Below are 18,119 nucleotides of genomic sequence, written 5' to 3'. Positions count from 1 at the left end.
CGTCAGGGTTGCCTCAGAGCGAGGCGGCCTTCTTCGCCATGGCCGACTTCTTGTTGGCGGCCTGGTTGGCGTGGATGACGCCCTTGCTCACAGCCTTGTCGAGCTTCTTGGACGCGATCTTCAGCGCCTCCTGTGCCGCGGCGGCGTCGCCGGAAGCGGCGGCCTCGCGGAACTTGCGGATGTGGGTCTTGAGCTCGCTCTTGACGGCCTTGTTGCGCTCGGTCGCCACGCGGTTCGTCTTGATCCGCTTCAGCTGGGACTTGATGTTTGCCACAGGGTGTTTCTTTCTGGTTGGTCGGTGGGTTGCCGTTAGAGGGCGGCAGAAGCCACTCGGGACCAGGCGTGGGGCACCTGTGGTTGAGCGGCTCTGGGTGGTGCTGTCGTGCGCGCACGACCTAGGCGCGCACGCGAGGACGAAATCTACCAGCCGGGCCCCCGCTCCCCCAAAACGGCGATCCCCCGCCGTAGCCGCCCCGGGCCCTCCGTCGCGGCCCCGTCCGGGCCCCCGCCGCAACGCCGCCGCCCCGCCGCGCCGGGAGGCGCGCTCACCGCCCGGTGCGCGCCTCGCTGATGGTCAGGATCGCCCGCTCCACGGCATACACGGGGTCGCGGCCACCGCCCTTGACCTCGAAGTCCGCCTGCGCGACCGCCTGGATCGCCTCGGCGAGGCCCTCGGGACCCCAGCCCGACAGCCCGCGCCGCGCCTTGTCGACCTGCCACGGCGCCATCCCGAGCTCGCGCGCGACGTCGGCGGACCGCCCCCGGCCGGCTGCCCCCACCTTCACCAGCTGGCGCAGCTGCTGGGCCAGGACCGCGACGATCGGCACGGGGTCTACGCCGGTGGCGATCGCGTGCCGCAGCAGCCGCAGCGCCTCACCGGTCTGGCCGGCGACCGCCGCGTCGGCGACACGGAAGCCCGTGGCCTCCACCTTGCCCCCGTGGTAGCGGGCGACGAGGTCCTCGTCGATCACGCCGGTTGTGTCGGCGACGAGCTGGCTGCACGCGGCAGCGAGCTCACGGACGTCCTTGCCGACGGCCTCGATGAGCGCGCGGACGGCGTCGGGCGTGGCCTTGCGTCCGGCGCGACGGAACTCGTGCGTCGCGAACTCGGTCTTGTCGCGGTCGGTCTTGATCGCGGGCGCCTCGAGCACCCGCGCCTTGGACTTCTTCAGGGTGTCCAGGACCTTCTTGCCGCGCTGCCCGCTCTTGTGGGTGACGACGAGGGTCACGTCGGGCTCGGGTGCGGCGAGGAACGCGAGCAGGTCCTCCTGCAGCTCGTCCGGAGCCTCGTCGAGGTCCTCGACGACGAGGCACTTCTCGCCGCCGAAGAGGGAGGGGCTGGCGTGGATGCCGATCGAGCCCGCCTCGTACGTCGCTGCCGCGAGCCGCACCACCTCCAGGTCCGCAGCGGTCGCCCTGAGCTCCTCCAGCGTGCTGGCCAGGGCGCGCTCGGCGAGCACACCCTCCGGACCCGCGATGAGGACGAGCGGTGGCACGCTGCGGGTGGGGGTCGCGGTCACGGACACAGCCTGCCACGCGGGGACGACAGCGCAGGACGGCCCCGTGGACCGCCCTTGCTCACCGCGTCAGCCCCTCGGGCAGGTGGCCTCACCCGGCGGCAGGTCGGGGTGGATGGCGCCGTCGCGGTCGGACACCGACCCGGAGGCCGCGCGGCCCGCGCGGGTCGCCACGACCTCGGCGAGGATCGACACCGCGATCTCCGCCGGGGAGTCGGCGCCGATGTCGAGCCCGATGGGCGCCCGGACCGTGTCCAGCTCCCCGGGCGCGACGCCCTGCGCCAGCAGCCACTCGCGCCGCCTCGCCTGGGTGCGGCGGGACCCCATCGCCCCGACGTATGCCGTGCCGGCCCCGAGCGCGGCCAGGATCGCCGGGCCGTCGACACCGTCGTGGTGGCTCGTGACGACGAGCGCGTCGAGTCCGTCGGGGATGCTCGTGTCGTCGGCCGTGACGGTGACGTCCCACCCGAGGGGCGGGGTCATGGCGAGCAGCGCGTCCGCCACCGGGCCGTCTCCGACCACCCGCAGCGAGAAGCTGTCACCCATGCCGCCAGTATGGCGCGCCCGATGGTTCAGTCGAACGACATGGTCGTCGCGCCCGAGGCGTCGAGACCCAGCCCCTTGAGCCGGGCGGCCACGACGCCCGGCGGCAGCTCCAGGCTCTCGGCCAGCTCCTCGACCGACAGGCCGAGCTCGACGCCGTCGCGCAGCTCCTCGTCGGCGTCGGAGGTCCAGGCGTGCCCGCCGGTCACGGCGGTGCGGGCCGACGGCGCGGGCGGCGGGTCCTCGGCCACGGGGCGGGGGTCCTCGACGGGGGGGGCTCGGGTGCTCGGCGGCGTCCTCACCGACGCGGCCCATCGTCGTGCCGGACAGGGCGCCGGTGGCGCCGCGCAGGGCGGGTTCGCGCACCTCGACCGGCGGCGGTGCGGTCTCGTCGAGGCGGCGCAGGGCAGCGAGGACGCGGTCGCGGTCGGTGGTGGGCCAGAAGGGCGGCAGCGAGCGCTGGAGGAACCCGGCATACCGGGCCGTCATCATGCGCGAGTCGAGGAAGGCGACCACACCGCGGTCGTCGGAGCGGCGGATGAGCCGCCCCGCGCCCTGCGCGAGCCGCAGCGCGGCGTGGGTCGCGGACACCGCCATGAACCCGTTGCCGCCCATCCGGGCGATGGCCTGCGAGCGCGCGGAGGCAAGCGGGTCGTCGGGGCGCGGGAACGGGATGCGGTCGATGATGACGAGCTGGCAGGACGAGCCGGGCACGTCGACGCCCTGCCACAGCGTGAGGGTGCCGAACAGGCACGTCTTCGGGTCCCGGGCGAACTGGCGCACCAGCGTCGTCACCTGGTCCTCGCCCTGGCACAGGAACCCGATGTCGCCATCGAAGCGCTTGCGCATCTCCTCGGTCGCGGCCTTGGCCGCCCGCATCGAGGAGAACAGCCCGAGGGTGCGTCCCCCGGCTGCGCGGACGAGCGCCTCGATCTCGTCCATCGCCGCGTCGCTGAGGCCGTCGCGGCCCGGCGCCGGCAGGTGCTGGGCGACGTACGCGATGGCCTGCTGCGGGTAGTCGAACGGGCTGCCGACGTCGAGGCCGCGCCACTCGGGCGCGCCCTCCCCGCGCAGCCCCATGGTCCCGGCCACGGCGTCGAACGTGCCGCCGAGCTCGAGGGTCGCGGACGTCAGGACGACGGTGCGGTCACCGAACACCTTGTCGCGCAACAGCATCGCCACGCTCATCGGCGCGACCCGCAGGACTGTGCCGCGGCGCGGGTCGCGGCTCACCCAGACGACGTCGAGCTCGCGCTCCTCCAGGACCCGCGAGGTGTTCTCGAACACCTCGTCGATCGCGGCCTGCGCGACCTTGCGGGTGCCGTCGGCCTCGGTGCCCTTCTCGGGCTTGAGCTCGGACTGCACCTGCCGGGTCGTGTCCCGCACCCGCGCGAGGGCGAGGCCGAGCGAGTCCGGTATGCCGGTGAGCCTGCCCTCGGGCAGCTCGTCGAGGACCCCCTGCAGGAAGGCCGCCGCGTCGTCGACCGCCTCCGTCGACTCTGCCAGCCGGGAGGCCCGCTTGGCCGCGGCGGCCACCGCGTTGGCGGTGATCTCGTCAGTCACCGTCGAGGTGACCCGGTCGACGAGCTCGTGGCCCTCGTCGACGACGAGCAGGTCGTGCTCGGGCAGCATCTGCCGGCCCTCGAAGCTGTCGATCGCCATGAACGAGTGGTTGGTGACGATGACGTCGCACTCCTTGGCGGCCTCGCGCGACCGCTCGACGAAGCACTCGGCGATCATCGGGCACTTGCCGCCCATGCACTCGTGCGCGCTGACCGACACCTGCCGCCACGCGCGCTCGCTCACGCCGGGGACGAGCTCGTCACGGTCGCCGGACTCGGTGGCCTCGGCCCACTCGCGCAGCCGGACGACCTCCTGCCCGAGCCGCGACGCGGCGCGGTCGACCTCCCCGACGTCGAACAGTCCGTCCTCGTCGTCGGGGAACCCGCCCTGGAGCTTGTGCGCGCACAGGTAGTTGCGCCGGCCCTTGACCAGGCCGTACGTGGGACGCCGTCGCAGCAGCGGCGCGAGGGCGTCGGCCAGCCGCGGCATGTCGCGGTCGACGATCTGGGCCTGCAGGGCCAGCGTCGCCGTCGCCACCACAGCCGGCTTGCCGGTGGCCTGCGCGTGCAGGATCGCGGGGACGAGGTAGGCGAGGGACTTGCCGGTGCCGGTGCCCGCCTGCACGAGGAGGTGCTCGTCCTTCTCGACCGCCTCCTGGACCGCGTGGGCCATGGCGACCTGGCCGGGCCGCTCGATCCCGCCGACCCCCTGGACGGCGGCGTGCAGGAGCTCGTCGAGGGTGGCCATTGGGCCAGCCTATGGGGTGGCGGTGTCAGCCCGGAGCGGTGTGCACACGGGCCCGGCCGACGGCGGTTCAGTCCCCGCCGTGGGCCACGAGCGGGCCTCCGTCCGCACGGCGGGCCATGGTCACGTCGTCGCGGTCGTCACCCTCACCGACCCGGATGGCACCCGCGATCCTGCCCACCTCGACGTACCCGACCTGCCGGTAGAGGCGGCTCGCCCCGGACCCGCTGCGCACCGACAGCTGGAGCAGCTCGGCCCCCTCCTGCCGCGCCAGCCGGTGCAGCCCGGCCATGAGGACCAGCCCGAGGCCTCGGCCCTGCCTCTCCGGGTCGACCATCAGCCGCTGGAGCCACCGGCCGTGGTGCCGCAGCGGGTTCTCCGGCCGCACCCACCACGCCCAGCCGACCAGCTCGCCGTCGGGGTCGCGCAGGGCACCGGCCACGGCGTTGCCGGCGGCCATCTGCTCCTCGTGCCGGGCCACGGCCTCGGCGACGTCCTGCCGCGGTGCGCCCGGTAGGAACCCCACCGCTCCCCCTGCGTCGTTGACGCGCTGCCAGAGGTCGAGGAGGTCCTCGCGGGTGGCGGCGTCGACGAGGTCGACCCGCTCGACCCGCGGCGCGTCGAAGACCAGGGACACCGGCTCGTCCGGCCGGTCGTCCGCCAGCACCACCTCGCGCCGCGTCCGCAGCAGGCCGCTGGAGAGGGCCGTGCGCACCGACGCGGTGTTGTGCTCCTTGACCAGCGCCCGCACCGGCAGGTCGGGACCCCACTCGGTGGCCGTCGTCACCGCTGCCCGGGCGGCCTCGCGGGCGAGGCCGCGCCCGTGCGCCTCGGGCACGAACCGGTAGTAGAGGTTGAGGTACGTGTCGCTGCGCTGCACGCCGACCCAGCCCACCGGCACACCCGACTCGCGGTCCTCGGCCACCCAGTAGCCGTAGCCGTGCTCCTCCCAGTGCGCCAGGATCCGCGCGAGGAACTCGGCGTTGGTCTCCGGCGTGCCCACCACGTGCGGCGCGTGGGTGTGGAGCCGCGGGTCGCTGTGGACCGCCGAGTGGAAGTCGCGGTCGGCCTCGGTGGGCCGGCGCAGGACGAGGCGGCGGGTCGTGGTCTCGAAGGGTGGTGCGGGCACGCGCCGGACGCTACCGGCAGGCGGTGACGCCGGACCTGCGAGGATGCTCGCGATGACCTCCACCGCGCCGCTCGTCGACCTCGTGCCCGTGGGCGCCTCCCCCGACGACGTGTATGCCGCGTTCGCCGGCTGGTCGGAGGAGCGGGGGCTGCCGCTCTACCCGCACCAGGACGAGGCCCTGGTGGCCCTGCTCGACGGCGAGAACGTCGTCCTGTCGACCCCGACCGGGTCGGGCAAGTCACTGGTCGCGACCGGTGCGCACCTGGCTGCGCTGGCGAGCGACCGGGTCAGCTTCTACACCGCGCCGATCAAGGCCCTGGTGTCGGAGAAGTTCTTCGACCTGTGCGAGCTGTTCGGCGCCTCGGAGGTCGGGATGCTCACCGGCGACGCGTCGGTGAACCCGGACGCCCCGATCATCTGCTGCACCGCGGAGATCCTCGCCAACATCGCACTGCGCGAGGGCCGCGGCGCCGACGTGGGGCTCGTCGTCATGGACGAGTTCCACTACTACGCCGAGCCCGACCGCGGCTGGGCGTGGCAGGTGCCGCTGCTGGAGCTGCCGCAGGCGCAGTTCGTCCTCATGTCCGCCACGCTCGGCGACGTCACGCCGATCGCCGAGGACCTGACCAGGCGCAACGGCCGCGATACGGCGCTCGTGACGGGGACGCAGCGGCCGGTGCCGCTGTCCTTCTCGTGGGCGATGACGCCGCTCGACGAGACGGTCGAGGAGCTGCTGACGACCCGCCAGGCCCCGGTCTACGTCGTCCACTTCACCCAGGCGGCGGCGCTCGACCACGCCAAGGCCCTGCTCGCGCAGAAGGCGACCCGCTCGGTCGACAAGGAGGCGATCGCCGCGCGGATCGGCGGCTTCCGCTTCACGGCCGGGTTCGGGAAGACCCTGTCGCAGCTGGTGCGCAACGGGATCGGGGTCCACCACGCCGGGATGCTGCCGCGGTACCGGCGGCTGGTCGAGCAGCTGGCGCAGGACGGGTTGCTGCAGGTCATCTGCGGCACGGACACCCTCGGCGTCGGCATCAACGTGCCCATCCGCACGGTGCTCTTCACCGCACTGGTCAAGTACGACGGGTCGCGGCAGAGGGTGCTGCGCGCGCGGGAGTTCCACCAGATCGCGGGGCGCGCGGGGCGCGCGGGGTTCGACACGAGCGGGTCGGTCGTCGTCCAGGCGCCCGAGCACGTCATCGAGAACGCCAAGGCCCTCGCCAAGGCGGGCGACGACCCCAAGAAGCAGCGCAAGGTCCAGCGCAAGAAGCCGCCGGAGGGCACGGTCTCCTGGACCGAGCAGACCTACGACAAGCTCGTGCACGCCGAGCCCGAGCCGCTGGTCTCGCGGATGCGGGTCGACCACGCCATGGTGCTCAACGTCGTCCAGCGACCCGGCGACCCCGTGCGCGCGCTGTCCCGCCTGCTGCGCGACAACCACGAGACCCAGCGCAACCAGGCCCGCCTGGCCCGACGCGCGATCACCCTCGGCCGGTCCCTGCTCGAGACCGGCGTGCTGCACCGGGTCTCACCTCCCGGCCCCGACGGGCGGGGCGTCGAGCTCGACCCGGGTGTGTCGGAGGACTTCGCCCTCAACCAGCCGCTCTCGCCGCTGGCGCTGGCGTCGTTCGAGGTGCTGGACCCCGACTCCCCCACCCACGCGCTGGACGTCGTCTCCGTCGTCGAGGCGATCCTCGACGACCCGTGGCAGGTGCTGCTCGCCCAGCAGTTCAAGGCCCGGGGTGAGGCGGTCGCCGAGATGAAGGCCGACGGCATCGAGTACGAGGAGCGGATGACGCTGCTCGAGGACGTCTCCTGGCCCAAGCCGCTCGAGGACCTGCTCGAGGCGACGTTCGAGATCTTCCGGCGCAGCCACCCCTGGGTGGGCGAGAGCGCCCTGTCGCCGAAGTCGGTCGTGCGCGAGATGTACGAGCGCGCGATGACGTTCACGGAGTTCGTGTCGGCGTACCAGCTGTCGCGCTCGGAGGGCACGGTGCTGCGCTACCTCACCGACGCCTACCGCACGCTGCGCCAGCTCGTCCCGGCTGCCGCCCGGGACGAGCAGTTCGAGGAGCTGCTGGAGTGGCTCGGGGAGACGATCCGCCAGACCGACTCCTCGCTGCTCGACGAGTGGGAGGCCCTGACCGACCCTGACGCGCAGGAGCGGCTCGCCGACCTCGAGGGGCTGCACGCGCACGGCGGCACGCGACCGAGCCGCCCCATCACCGGCAACGAGAGGGCGTTCCGGGTCATGGTGCGCAACGCGATGTTCCGCCGGGTCGAGCTGGCCAGCCGCGACCGGTTCGTGGACCTCGCCGCCCTGGAGAGGGCGAATGCCGCGCTGCCCGAGCCGGCTCGCCAGCCCCTCATGGACGAAGCCGCGTGGGACGCGGCCCTCGGTGCCTACTGGGACGACCACGACGCCATCGGCACGGACGCGGCCGCCCGCGGGCCTGCGCTGCTGGCCGTCGACGTCACGACCGGACCTCCGCCCGGGCTGCCCGACGGCGAGGACGAGGCACCCGAGCACCGCCTGTGGCTGGTGCGGCAGACGCTGGCCGACCCCGACGACGACCACGACTGGGTGATCGAGGCCAGGGTCGACCTCGACGCCTCGGACGAGGCCGGCGAGCCGGTCGTCCTCACGACCGCCCTGCGCCGCCTCTGACCGAGATGGCGTGGACGGCCGCCCCCACGGGCAGCGTGCAGACCGTGGAGCTGGACGAGAGGTGTCCGACTACCGGCTCCTCGCGACCGCCTGACCCGCGACCGCCTGACCCGCGACCGCCTGATCCGCGACCGCCCGACTCGCGTCAGCCGCGCTGGAGGAGCTCGCGCAGGCTGGTGGCCGGGTGACCGGTGAGCCGCGGCACGGCGTCACTGACCGTCGCGAGCTCACCGGCGGCGATCGCCGTGTACGTCGAGACCCAGGCGTCGACCTGCCAGTCCGGGGCGCCGTAGGACGAGCGTGAGGCGTAGGCCTGCTCGAGCGTCTCCGGCTCGTAGCGGGTCGGCGTACCCGTCACCTCGCTCACCACCTGCGCGACCTCGTCGAGGGTGAGCGCCTCGGGACCCGTGAGGTCGTACGCGGCGCCGGCGTGGGGTTCGGGGTCCATGAGGACGGCCGCGGCCGCGTCGGCGATGTCGTCCTGCGCCACCGCCCCCACCCGACCGTCACCCGCGGGGCCACGGATCGCGCCGTCGACGGTCATCATCGGCAGGAAGTCGGCATACAGGCTGTCGCGCAGGAAGGTCCACGACAGCCCGCTCGCGCGCAGGTGCTCCTCCGTCGCCCAGTGGTCGCGGGCCAGGGTGAACGTGGCGTCCGGCGCCGCGCCGAGGAAGGACGTGTAGACGACGTGGCGCACACCGGCTGCCACCGCAGCGTCGACGAAGGCGACGTGCTGGTCGACCCGGTCCGGCGTCTCCGCCCCCGAGACCATGAGGAGCACGTCGATCCCGCGCAGGGACTCCCGGGCACCGGTCGGGTCGGCGTAGTCGCACCGGCGCCGCTCCCACTCCGCGGGCGCCTCCACCCGGTCGGGGTGGCGGGCGAGGAGCACGGCGGGGGTACCGGCAGCCGCGAGCCGGTCGAGGACCTTGCGGCCCAGTCGCCCGGTGACCCCGGTGAGCCCGATGACGGTCGCGCTGTCGTCAGCCATGTGCCGACGCTACGCCCGGAGCGGGTCCCCGGCTCGTTGCCCCTCGCCGGACGGCCCGTCGAGCTCGAGGGTCATGAAGACGCTGAACTCGTCCGCGGCATACGGGCCGAACGGGCCGCACTCGACGAACCCGTGCCGCTCGTACAAGAGCCGGGCGGGCTCGAACGGCGCCGGCGACCCCGTCTCGAGGCTCACGCGCTCGTAGCCGCGCCGCCTGGCCTCGGCCACGAGGTGGTCCAGCATCGCCGCACCCACCCCTCGGCGCCGGTGCCCGGCGGCCGTGCGCATGGACTTCAGCTCGCCGTGGGTCGGGTCGAGCTCGCGCAGGGCTCCGCAGCCGATGGCCTCGGCGCCGTCCCAGACGCTCCAGAACGTCAGGTCCGGGGTGCGCAGTCGGTCGACGTCGAGGGTGTGCACGCTCTCGGGCGGGCTGTACCGGCGCATGTCCGCGACGTGCTCCTCGAGCAGCGCACGGACCTGCGGTGTGTCGAGGCCGCCGAGACGGATCTCCATGGGTGCCAGGGTTCCCGGACGCCGACGACGCTGGGCCGGGTCAGGCGGCGTAGGCCGCGAGCTCGCTGGCGAGGTCGGCGTTCACCCGGGCCTTGACGCGGGTGCCGTCGGACGTGTGCTCGCTCGCGATGACGTCGGCCTCCTGGTGCAGCCGGCTGACCAGGTCGCCCCGGTCGTAGGGCAGCAGGACGTCGACGTCGATCGACGGGCGCGGCAGCTCCTCGGCGATGAGGGCGCGCAGCTCGTCCAGGCCCTGCCCGGTGCGGGCCGACACGACGACGCAGTGCTTCTCGTGGCGGCGCAGGCGGTCGAGCACCTCGGGGTCGGCGGCGTCGGCCTTGTTGACGACGACGACCTCCTTGACGTCCGCGGCGTCGACGTCGGCGAGGACCGCACGGACGGCACTGATCTGGCCCTCGGGGTCGGGGTGCGAGCCGTCGACCACGTGCAGCAGCAGGTCGGCGTCGCCGACCTCCTCCAGCGTCGAGCGGAACGCCTCGACGAGCTGGGTCGGCAGCTGGCGGACGAACCCGACCGTGTCGGCGAGCGTGTAGACGCGGCCGTCCTCGGTCTCGGCCCGGCGCACGGTCGGGTCGAGGGTGGCGAACAGCTGGTTCTGCACGAGCACACCGGCGCCCGTCAGCCGGTTGAGCAGCGAGGACTTGCCGGCGTTGGTGTAGCCGGCGATCGCGACGCTGGGGACCGCGTTCGCGCGGCGGGAGAGCCGGCGGGTGTCGCGGCTGGTCTTCATCTCCTTGATCTCGCGCCGGAGCTTGGCCATCCGCTGGTTGATGCGGCGCCGGTCCAGCTCGATCTTCGTCTCACCGGGACCACGCGAGCCCATGCCCTGGCCGCCCGCGGCCTGGCCACCGGCCTGCCGGGACATCGACTCACCCCAGCCGCGCAGGCGCGGCAGCAGGTACTGCATCTGGGCCAGCTCGACCTGGGCCTTGCCCTCCCGGGACTTCGCGTGCTGGGCGAAGATGTCGAGGATCAGGGCGGTCCGGTCGATGACCTTGACCTTGACGACGTCCTCCAGCGCACGCCGCTGCGACGGGGTCAGCTCGGTGTCGCAGATGACGGTGTCCGCGCCCTCGGCGACGACGATGTCGCGCAGCTCGTGCGCCTTGCCCTTGCCGAGGTAGGTGCTGTTGTCGGGGTGGCTTCGCCGCTGCACGACGCCGGCGAGCACCTCCGAGCCGGCCGTCTCGGCCAGCGCGGCGAGCTCGCGCATCGAGTTGTCGGCGTCCTCCTGCGTGCCGTCGGTCCACACCGCGGCGAGGACCACGCGCTCGAGGCGCAGCTGCCGGTACTCGACCTCGGTGATGTCCTCGAGCTCGGTGGACAGCCCGGCGACACGGCGCAGGGCCGCCCGCTCCTCGCGGTCGTACTGGTCGCCGTCGAACGTGGCCAGGTCGCTGTCGAGGATCTGCTCCTCGTCGGCCAGCGCCGTGGCCCTCTGGTCAAAGATGTTCTGCTTCGTCATGTCCCCTCTAGGTTCTCACCCTGCAACACCTGCTGCGAACCGTTTAGTCCGACCCGGCCGCTCGCTGGGTGCGGCGGGGTCCGACGGGTGGTGGCGAGGAGTCGTCCCGGTGCGCCGCTACGGTGTCCCCTGATGAGCACCGGCGACCACTACTTCACCGCCTCCCCCGCGAGCCCGGAGCAGCAGCGCAGCCTGACCGTCCGGCTGGCCGGGCGGGACGTGACCGTGCGCACCGCTGGCGGCATCTTCAGCCCCGACGGCCTCGACAAGGGCACCGCGGTCCTGCTCCGCGAGGCGCCCGAGCCCCCGCCCACCGGGACCTTCCTCGACCTCGGCTGCGGCTGGGGACCCATCGCCCTCACCCTGGCCCTTCGGGCTCCTCAGGCGCAGGTGTATGCCGTGGACGTCAACGAGCGCGCGCTCGACCTGCTGCGCACCACCGCCCGCTCGCTCGACCTGCCGCAGGTCCACGCGGGCCGGGCGCCGGACGTGCCCGCCGACACCTCGTTCGACCTCATCTGGTCCAACCCGCCGATCCGCGTCGGCAAGGCGGTCCTGCACGAGCTGCTGCTCACCTGGCTGCCGCGGCTCGCCCCGGGCGGCGCGGCCTACCTGGTGGTGCAGAAGAACCTCGGCGCGGACTCGTTGCAGCGCTGGCTGTCCGAGCAGCTGCCGGCGCAGGCGTATGCCGTGTCCCGGTACGCGTCGGACAAGGGCTTCCGGGTGCTCGAGGTCCGCCGGGCGTCCTGAGGAGCGACTCGACGGCATACCGGTCAGGAACTGGCCGCAAGCCCGCCTAGCGTCGCCGACATGACGACGAACGCACAGTCCCCCACGCCCTCTCCCACGACGGCCGAAGACCCCCTCCCGACGCCCACGGCCACCTTCGCCTCCGTCCGCGTCATCACCGACGACGTCCGGCGCCTGGTCGCGTTCTACGAGCTCGTCAGCGGCCGCGCCGCCCGGTGGGCCACGCCGGCGTTCGCCGAGGTCGTGAGCGACCGTGCCACCCTGGCCGTCGCGGGCACCGGGACGCTCGCCCTCTTCGGCCAGCGGCTGGCCGAGCCCGCGGCCAACCGCTCGGTGGTCATCGAGTGGTTCGTCGACGACGTGGACGCCACGCATGACCGGCTTCGTGACTCCGTGGAGGTCGTGGAGCAGGTCCCGACGACCATGCCCTGGGGCAACCGGTCGATGCTTCTGCGTGACCCGGACGGCAACCTCGTCAACCTCTTCACCCCGGTGACCGAGGAGGCGAGGGAGCGGCTCAGAGCAGTGTCGTGACGCCGTCGGCGACGAGCACCGCCGGGCCGGCCAGCTCCACCTCGTCGCCGGGCAGGGCGCGGACGCGCAGTCGGCCACCGGGGACGTCGACCGTCCAGGTGTCGCCCCGGCCACCCGCCCAGAAGCGGGTCGCCAGGGCGGCCGCCGCCGCGCCGGTGCCGCAGGAGCGGGTCTCCCCCACGCCGCGCTCGTGCACGCGCATGCGGATGTGGCCGGCGGCCAGCGGGCGGACCAGCTCGACGTTCGTGCCGTGTTCGGGGGCGGGGTTGACCAGCGGCGCGAGGTGCAGGTCGAGGGCGTCGAGGTCGACCTGCTCAGGCAGCGCCACGACGGTGTGCGGGTTGCCGAGGTCGAGGCTCAGGGCAGACATCGGCTCGTGCCCGGGCAGGTGGACGAGCGCGTCGAAGCCCTCGTCCTCGGCGATCGCGGACTGGGCCAGCCGCCACGGACCGAGGTTGACGGCGATGAGCGCGTCCGCGCCCTGCCCCTCGAACCGCACGACCTTGGTGCCAGCACGGGTGGCGATGGCGAACTCGTCCGCGGTCTCCAGGCCCTCACGACGCAGGTAGGTCGCGAACACCCGGGTGCCGTTGCCGCACATCTCGGCGATGCTGCCGTCGGCGTTGCGGTAGTCCATGAACCAGCGGGCGTGCGCGGCCTGGGCCAGCACGCCCGGCTCGGTGGATGCCGCGCTCGGCACCACCCGGATCACCCCGTCGCCGCCGATGCCGGCGTGCCGGTCGGCGAGACGGGATGCCTGCTGTGCGGTGAGGTCGAGGGCGCCCTCGAGGTCGGGGACGAGGACGAAGTCGTTCTCGGTGCCGTGACCCTTGGTGAAGGCGATCTGGTCAGCCATGCCCGCCATTGTCGCCGATCGCCGCCCGGACCAGCGCCACGGCCCGCGGGACGAGCTCGGGGTCCGTCGCGTCCAGCCAGGAGATCCTGGGGTCCGGGGTGAACCACGACTCCTGCCGCCGGGCGAACCGTCGCGTCATGGCGGTCGTCTGCTCCTGGGCCTCGTCGCGGGACAGCGTGCCGTCCAGCTCGGCGAGGGCCTGCGCGTACCCGAGCGCCCGGGAGGCGGTGCGGCCCTCGCGCAGGCCGCGCCGCTCCAGGTCGCGCACCTCGTCGAGCAGCCCGTCCTCCCACATGCGGGCGACCCGGCGCGCGATGCGCTCGTCGAGCACGCCGCGGTCCAGGCGCAGGCCCAGCGTGACGGTCGGCTGGAGGTGCTCGCGGCGGGGCATGGTGGCCGAGAACGGGCGTCCGGTGAGCTCGACGACCTCCAGCGCACGCACCACCCGGCGCACGTTGCGACGCTCGATCGCCTGCGCTGCAACCGGATCCACGTCTCGGAGCCGCTCGTACATCGCCTCGGCGCCGACCACGTCGGCCTCCCCCTCGAGCCGGGCGCGGACCGCCGGGTCGGTGGGCGGGATGTCCAGCACGTCGAGCGCCGCCCGGACGTACAGCCCCGAGCCGCCCACGACCACGGGGTGGGCACCGCGCTGCTGGATGGCTGCGATGTCGGCCCGCGCCGCCTGCTGGTATGCCGCGACGCTCGCCTCCTGCGTCACCTCCAGGACGTCGAGCTGGTGGTGCGGGATGCCGCGGCGCTCCGCCACCGGCAGCTTGGCCGTGCCGATGTCCATGCCGCGGTAGAGCTGGCTGGCGTCGGCGTTCACCACCTCGCCGCCGAGCTCCTCCGCGAGGTGCAGGCCCAGGTCGGACTTGCCCGTCGCGGTCGGCCCGACGACGGCGACCACGAGGGGCCGGCCGGTTTCGGGGCGGGCTGTCACCGGGTCAGAGATCGTGCTCGTCCGGCGCGTCGTGGCCGAACGGGTCCTCGTCGACACCCGGCATCCAGGTGTGCCCGGGCACGCCCCAACCCTGCTTCTTGACGGCCTTGCGCGCCTTCTTGCCCCAGCGGTCGTTGAGCCGGTCGATGTAGAGGAAGCCGTTGAGGTGGTCGTACTCGTGCTGCATGCAGCGGGCGAACCAGCCGCTGGCCTCGAACTCGATCTCGTTGCCGTCGACGTCGAAGCCGGTCACCTTGGCGGTCAGGCCGCGCTTGAGCGGGAAGCTCTCACCCGGCACGGACAGGCAGCCCTCGACCTCGTCGTGCGGGTCCGGGTCCTCGACGGCCGGCTTGGATGCCGTGACGTACGGGTTGACGACGACCCCGCGCGGCGGGACGCCGTCGTCGTTCTCCATCTGCCACGTGAAGATGCGCAGGCCCACGCCGATCTGGGGTGCGGCGAGGCCGACGCCGTTCGCCGCATCCATGGTCTCGAACATGTCGGCGACGAGCTCGGCGAGCTCGGCGTCGAAGTGCTGCACGGGTTCGGCCCGACGGTGCAGGACGGGCTCGCCCGTGATGACGATGGGGCGCACGGTCATGCGGGGAGTCTTCCAGATCGGTGCGGTCGCGTCCGGCGGGGGCCGAAACCTCAGCCGCAGGTCGGGGCGGCCACCGCAGCGGGCCGGCCGACGCCCGGCATGCCGAGGCTCACCGCCGGCTTGCCGCCGCCGGTGGGCTGGTCCTGCAGGGCCGCCCAGGCGTCGCCACCCGCGGTGCGCCGCACGGCATACGGCCCGCCGGAGAGGGCGGCATCGGCGACGAGGTGGTGCGGGGCACCGTAGGTGACGCCGACCGTCACCATGTCGCCGGGGCGCGGCTTCTCGGCACCCTCGGGCACGGCGAAGTGGACGAGGCGGTTGTCGCGGGCCCGTCCGGACAGGCGCTGGGTCTCGGTGTCCTTGCGGCCCTCACCGGTCGCGACGAGGACCTCCACCTCCCGGCCCTCGATCGCGCGGTTCTCCGCCCAGGAGATCTCCTCCTGCAGCTCGATGAGGCGGTCGTAGCGCTCCTGCACGACCGCCTTAGGCAGCTGGTCGGGCATCGTCGCGGCCGGGGTGCCGGGGCGGATCGAGTACTGGAAGGTGAACGCGCTGGAGAAGCGGCTCTCGCGCACGACCCGCAGCGTCTCCTCGAAGTCCGCGTCGGTCTCACCCGGGAAGCCGACGATGATGTCGGTCGTGATGGCGGCGTCGGGGATCTGCGCCCGGACCTTGTCGAGGATGCCGAGGAACTTGGCGCTGCGGTACGAGCGGCGCATGTCCTTGAGGACCTTGTCCGAGCCGGACTGCAGCGGCATGTGCAGGCTCGGCATGACGTTGGGCGTCTCGGCCATGGCGGCGATCACGTCGTCGGTGAAGGCAGCCGGGTGCGGGCTGGTGAACCGCACCCGCTCGAGGCCGTCGACCTCGCCGCAGGCGCGCAGCAGCTTGCCGAACGCGAGGCGGTCACCGAACTCGACGCCGTAGGTGTTGACGTTCTGGCCGAGCAGGGTGACCTCGACGACGCCCTGGTCGACGAGTGCCTGCACCTCGGCGAGGACGTCGCCGGGTCGGCGGTCGGCCTCCTTGCCGCGCAGGCTCGGGACGATGCAGAACGTGCAGGTGTTGTTGCAGCCCACCGAGATCGACACCCAACCGGCGTAGGCGGAGTCGCGGCGCGTGGGCAGCGTCGAGGGGAAGACCTCGAGGCTCTCGAGGATCTCGACCTCGGCCCGCTTGTTGTGGCGGGCGCGGTCGAGCAGGGCCGGGAGGCTGCCGATGTTGTGGGTGCCGAAGACGACGTCGACCCACGGCGCGCGCTGCACGATGGTCGAGCGGTCCTTCTGGGCCATGCACCCGCCCACGGCGATCTGCATGTCGGGGTTCCTCGTCTTGGCCGGTCGCAGCTGGCCGAGGTTGCCGTAGAGCTTGTTGTCGGCGTTCTCGCGGACCGCGCACGTGTTGAAGACGACGACGTCGGCGGCCTCGGGGCGGTCATCCGCGGGCAAGCTGTTGACGTCGACGTAGCCCGCCGTCTCGAGCAGGCCGGCGAGGCGCTCGGAGTCGTGGACGTTCATCTGGCACCCGTGGGTGCGCACGTCGTAGGTCTTCACGCCGGCGGTGGGGTTGGCAGCTGTGGTCGTCATCGCACCGACAAGGGTACGTGCTCCCCCGGGCTCCGTATGCCGGGTCGGCTGCGCGGTGGCGGCGAACCGGCGTGCTCCACCGTCAGCGACGGAGCAGGCGCCTCAGGAGACCCCGGGGCCGCTGCGTGCCGGACGCCTCACTGGTGGGCGCGACCACCGACTCCGTCTGCGGGTCGAGCGCCTGCGGGTCGAGCGCCCCAGGGTCGAGCGCCCCAGGCACGAGAGCCTCAGGGGCGAGCGCCTCCGGGTCGACGGCCCGCCACCTGCAGGTCGATGTGCACGCCCACGAGCTCCCCGTCCCCGGCGCGGGTGAACACCAACGGGTACAACCCGTCGCCCCATCCCGAGTGCGAGAGCACCACGTTCTCCCCGTCGGTGGCCAGCGGCATGACCACGTTGGCGCAGTGCGGGCGCACGTGCTGGGGATCGTCCATGCGTGCGAACCAGCTGTCTGCGCGGCCGCTGTCGAAGACCTCGTCGTACCACCGCGTAGGCGGCTGCGGCATGCATGGGGCGACGGCGTCGGCGTCCACGAACCCCACCGTCCCCGCGTCGACCGGGACGGCGCCGAGGTCGGCATTGCCGTCGAAGGACCCCTCGGGATCGCGGGCGTACTCCGCCCTCACCACCGGGCGATCGGAGAGGACGACACTGAGGTATGGCTCGCGGAGGTGGGAGCCGTCGGCCGCCTCGGAGACATCGGCAAGGGTGAGGCGCACGCGGTGGTCGCCTGCGGGCACGTCCTCGACGGCGGGGTCGTCCAGCAGGACGAAGGGGTCGCAGGCTCCCAGTCGTCCACTCGGGACACGCAGCACGCCGAGGTCGTGCACCGAGAGCACGCAGGAACCACCATCGGGCCGGGTGGCCGGCCCCGGACGCAGCGCGTAGAAGGTGGTCAGGTCGATGCTCGCGTCCCCCATGGCAGCGCAGCGTAGCCGGGGCGCCCGGACGCGCGGGCGCTCTCGCGGTGGCGAAGCGGCGTCGGGCTGGGCGGTCAGTCGCGCTGGTGCTCGGGGGCTCCGAGCACGGCCTCCCGGATGACCTGCATCGACAGGTCACCCGGGTAGCCCTTGCGGGCGAGCATGCCGGCGAGCCGGCGCGTCTGCACCGTGGCGTCGAGGCCGTGCATGGTCCGGAGCTTCTTGGCGACCAGGCGTTCCGCCTGCTCGCGCTCGTCCTCGGGACGGACCTCCTCGAGGGCGGCCTGGGCCGTCTCGTCGTCGACGCCCTTCGTGCGCAGCTCGCGCGCCAGCGCCCGCTTGGCCAGCCCGCGGCTGGCCTGCTGGGACCGGACGAGCATCCCGGCATACGCCTCGTCGTCGATGAGGCCTACCTCGGTCATGCGGTCGAGGACCCGCTCGGCGACGTCGTCGGCGCAGCCGCGCTGGCGCAGCTTGTCGGCGAGCTGCTTGCGGCTACGCGGCGCCATCGCGAGCTGGCGCAGCACGATCTGGCGGGCGACGTCCTCGGCGTCCGGCTCGCCGTCCCGAGTCGTGGGGTCGGACTCGGGATCACCCGGGATCGGCTGCCACGCCTGCGGTCGGCGGCCACGCCTCGGCTTCGAGTCCGTCAGGGGCTCGACAGGGGCACTCGCGCCCGGAGCGGCGGGTTCGACGTCGACGAACCACGCGGGGCCACTGGACGCGGGCCCACTGGACGACGTCGCGGCCTGGGCTGCCTCGAGGGCAGCCC

The 18,119-nt window shown here is 73.3% G+C and carries 16 protein-coding genes; 3 read left to right on the top strand and 13 right to left on the bottom strand.

The window, feature by feature from the left end; all coding sequences use genetic code 11:
* Positions 1 to 13 precede the first annotated feature (13 nt).
* The 4 genes from rpsT to ACFUC1_RS16620 all read right to left on the bottom strand — a co-directional run bounded on the left by rpsT (position 14) and on the right by ACFUC1_RS16620 (position 5,496).
* Positions 14 to 274: a 30S ribosomal protein S20 gene (gene rpsT, locus ACFUC1_RS16635; RefSeq protein WP_310148027.1), complete on the bottom strand. Its 261-nt coding sequence runs from the start codon at positions 272 to 274 to the stop codon at positions 14 to 16.
* Between the two features lie 271 nt (positions 275 to 545).
* Positions 546 to 1,526: a DNA polymerase III subunit delta gene (holA, locus tag ACFUC1_RS16630; protein ID WP_379121757.1), complete on the bottom strand. Its 981-nt coding sequence runs from the start codon at positions 1,524 to 1,526 to the stop codon at positions 546 to 548.
* 60 nt (positions 1,527 to 1,586) lie between these two features.
* On the bottom strand, positions 1,587 to 4,370 hold the full coding sequence (locus tag ACFUC1_RS16625) for a helicase C-terminal domain-containing protein (protein WP_379121755.1): 2,784 nt from the start codon (positions 4,368 to 4,370) through the stop codon (positions 1,587 to 1,589).
* Between the two features lie 67 nt (positions 4,371 to 4,437).
* The gene (locus ACFUC1_RS16620; RefSeq protein WP_379121753.1) at positions 4,438 to 5,496 is read right to left on the bottom strand and encodes a GNAT family N-acetyltransferase; all 1,059 of its coding nucleotides are present in this window, start codon (positions 5,494 to 5,496) and stop codon (positions 4,438 to 4,440) included.
* Positions 5,497 to 5,548: 52 nt separating this feature from the next.
* On the opposite strand from ACFUC1_RS16620, the gene ACFUC1_RS16615 reads away from it, so the two are divergent.
* Positions 5,549 to 8,164, top strand: coding sequence for a DEAD/DEAH box helicase (locus tag ACFUC1_RS16615; protein WP_379121751.1), 2,616 nt, complete (start codon positions 5,549 to 5,551; stop codon positions 8,162 to 8,164).
* 145 nt (positions 8,165 to 8,309) lie between these two features.
* Here ACFUC1_RS16615 and ACFUC1_RS16610 read toward each other — a convergent pair whose 3' ends face one another.
* The 3 genes from ACFUC1_RS16610 to hflX are packed head-to-tail and all read right to left on the bottom strand — an operon-like array spanning position 8,310 to position 11,157.
* Positions 8,310 to 9,158: an SDR family oxidoreductase gene (locus ACFUC1_RS16610; protein WP_379121749.1), complete on the bottom strand. Its 849-nt coding sequence runs from the start codon at positions 9,156 to 9,158 to the stop codon at positions 8,310 to 8,312.
* Positions 9,159 to 9,167: 9 nt separating this feature from the next.
* Positions 9,168 to 9,671 (bottom strand): GNAT family N-acetyltransferase, encoded by a 504-nt coding sequence (locus ACFUC1_RS16605; protein WP_379121747.1) that lies wholly within the window; start codon positions 9,669 to 9,671, stop codon positions 9,168 to 9,170.
* Between the two features lie 40 nt (positions 9,672 to 9,711).
* The gene (gene hflX, locus ACFUC1_RS16600; protein WP_379121745.1) at positions 9,712 to 11,157 is read right to left on the bottom strand and encodes a GTPase HflX; all 1,446 of its coding nucleotides are present in this window, start codon (positions 11,155 to 11,157) and stop codon (positions 9,712 to 9,714) included.
* Between the two features lie 132 nt (positions 11,158 to 11,289).
* Here hflX and ACFUC1_RS16595 point away from each other — a divergent pair, with 132 nt between their 5' ends.
* Together ACFUC1_RS16595 and ACFUC1_RS16590 are read left to right on the top strand one after the other, a co-directional pair.
* A complete protein-coding gene (locus ACFUC1_RS16595) occupies positions 11,290 to 11,907 on the top strand; it encodes a class I SAM-dependent methyltransferase (protein WP_379121743.1) in 618 nt (205 codons plus the stop codon).
* Positions 11,908 to 11,967: 60 nt separating this feature from the next.
* On the top strand, positions 11,968 to 12,441 hold the full coding sequence (locus ACFUC1_RS16590) for a VOC family protein (protein ID WP_379121741.1): 474 nt from the start codon (positions 11,968 to 11,970) through the stop codon (positions 12,439 to 12,441).
* Here the strand turns inward: ACFUC1_RS16590 and dapF are convergent.
* The 6 genes from dapF to ACFUC1_RS16560 form a co-directional block, all read right to left on the bottom strand.
* Complete coding sequence (gene dapF, locus ACFUC1_RS16585) at positions 12,425 to 13,297, bottom strand: diaminopimelate epimerase (RefSeq protein ID WP_379121739.1); 873 nt, start codon at positions 13,295 to 13,297, stop codon at positions 12,425 to 12,427. The genes ACFUC1_RS16590 and dapF overlap by 17 nt on opposite strands.
* Entirely contained in the window at positions 13,290 to 14,240 is a 951-nt protein-coding gene (gene miaA / locus ACFUC1_RS16580) for a tRNA (adenosine(37)-N6)-dimethylallyltransferase MiaA (protein ID WP_379121737.1), read from the bottom strand. Before miaA ends, dapF begins: the two co-directional genes overlap by 8 nt.
* Before the next feature lie 4 nt (positions 14,241 to 14,244).
* Positions 14,245 to 14,841, bottom strand: a complete 597-nt coding sequence (gene def, locus ACFUC1_RS16575; RefSeq protein ID WP_379121735.1) for a peptide deformylase — start codon at positions 14,839 to 14,841, stop codon at positions 14,245 to 14,247.
* A 50-nt stretch (positions 14,842 to 14,891) separates the two neighbouring features.
* Complete coding sequence (gene miaB, locus ACFUC1_RS16570) at positions 14,892 to 16,427, bottom strand: tRNA (N6-isopentenyl adenosine(37)-C2)-methylthiotransferase MiaB (RefSeq protein ID WP_379121733.1); 1,536 nt, start codon at positions 16,425 to 16,427, stop codon at positions 14,892 to 14,894.
* Between the two features lie 227 nt (positions 16,428 to 16,654).
* Positions 16,655 to 17,347: a DUF4241 domain-containing protein gene (locus ACFUC1_RS16565; RefSeq protein ID WP_379121731.1), complete on the bottom strand. Its 693-nt coding sequence runs from the start codon at positions 17,345 to 17,347 to the stop codon at positions 16,655 to 16,657.
* A gap of 74 nt (positions 17,348 to 17,421) precedes the next feature.
* Positions 17,422 to 18,119 (bottom strand): regulatory protein RecX (locus ACFUC1_RS16560; protein ID WP_379121729.1); only part of this gene is annotated, 698 nt, incomplete at its 5' end.

Origin of the sequence: Pedococcus sp. NPDC057267 (assembly GCF_042668795.1) — a bacterium.
Taxonomy (GTDB): domain Bacteria; phylum Actinomycetota; class Actinomycetes; order Actinomycetales; family Dermatophilaceae; genus Pedococcus.
This window is presented reverse-complemented; position numbering and strand designations above follow the sequence as displayed.

Excerpts from the sequence above, each read along its gene's own strand:
- ACFUC1_RS16625 (WP_379121755.1), bottom strand. The coding sequence starts at position 4,370 with ATGGCCACCCTCGACGAGCTCCTGCACGCCGCCGTCCAGGGGGTCGGC.
- ACFUC1_RS16615 (WP_379121751.1), top strand. The coding sequence starts at position 5,549 with ATGACCTCCACCGCGCCGCTCGTCGACCTCGTGCCCGTGGGCGCCTCC.
- ACFUC1_RS16610 (WP_379121749.1), bottom strand. The coding sequence starts at position 9,158 with ATGGCTGACGACAGCGCGACCGTCATCGGGCTCACCGGGGTCACCGGG.
- ACFUC1_RS16605 (WP_379121747.1), bottom strand. The coding sequence starts at position 9,671 with ATGGAGATCCGTCTCGGCGGCCTCGACACACCGCAGGTCCGTGCGCTG.
- hflX (WP_379121745.1), bottom strand. The coding sequence starts at position 11,157 with ATGACGAAGCAGAACATCTTTGACCAGAGGGCCACGGCGCTGGCCGAC.
- ACFUC1_RS16595 (WP_379121743.1), top strand. The coding sequence starts at position 11,290 with ATGAGCACCGGCGACCACTACTTCACCGCCTCCCCCGCGAGCCCGGAG.
- ACFUC1_RS16590 (WP_379121741.1), top strand. The coding sequence starts at position 11,968 with ATGACGACGAACGCACAGTCCCCCACGCCCTCTCCCACGACGGCCGAA.
- dapF (WP_379121739.1), bottom strand. The coding sequence starts at position 13,297 with ATGGCTGACCAGATCGCCTTCACCAAGGGTCACGGCACCGAGAACGAC.
- def (WP_379121735.1), bottom strand. The coding sequence starts at position 14,841 with ATGACCGTGCGCCCCATCGTCATCACGGGCGAGCCCGTCCTGCACCGT.
- miaB (WP_379121733.1), bottom strand. The coding sequence starts at position 16,427 with ATGACGACCACAGCTGCCAACCCCACCGCCGGCGTGAAGACCTACGAC.
- ACFUC1_RS16565 (WP_379121731.1), bottom strand. The coding sequence starts at position 17,347 with ATGGGGGACGCGAGCATCGACCTGACCACCTTCTACGCGCTGCGTCCG.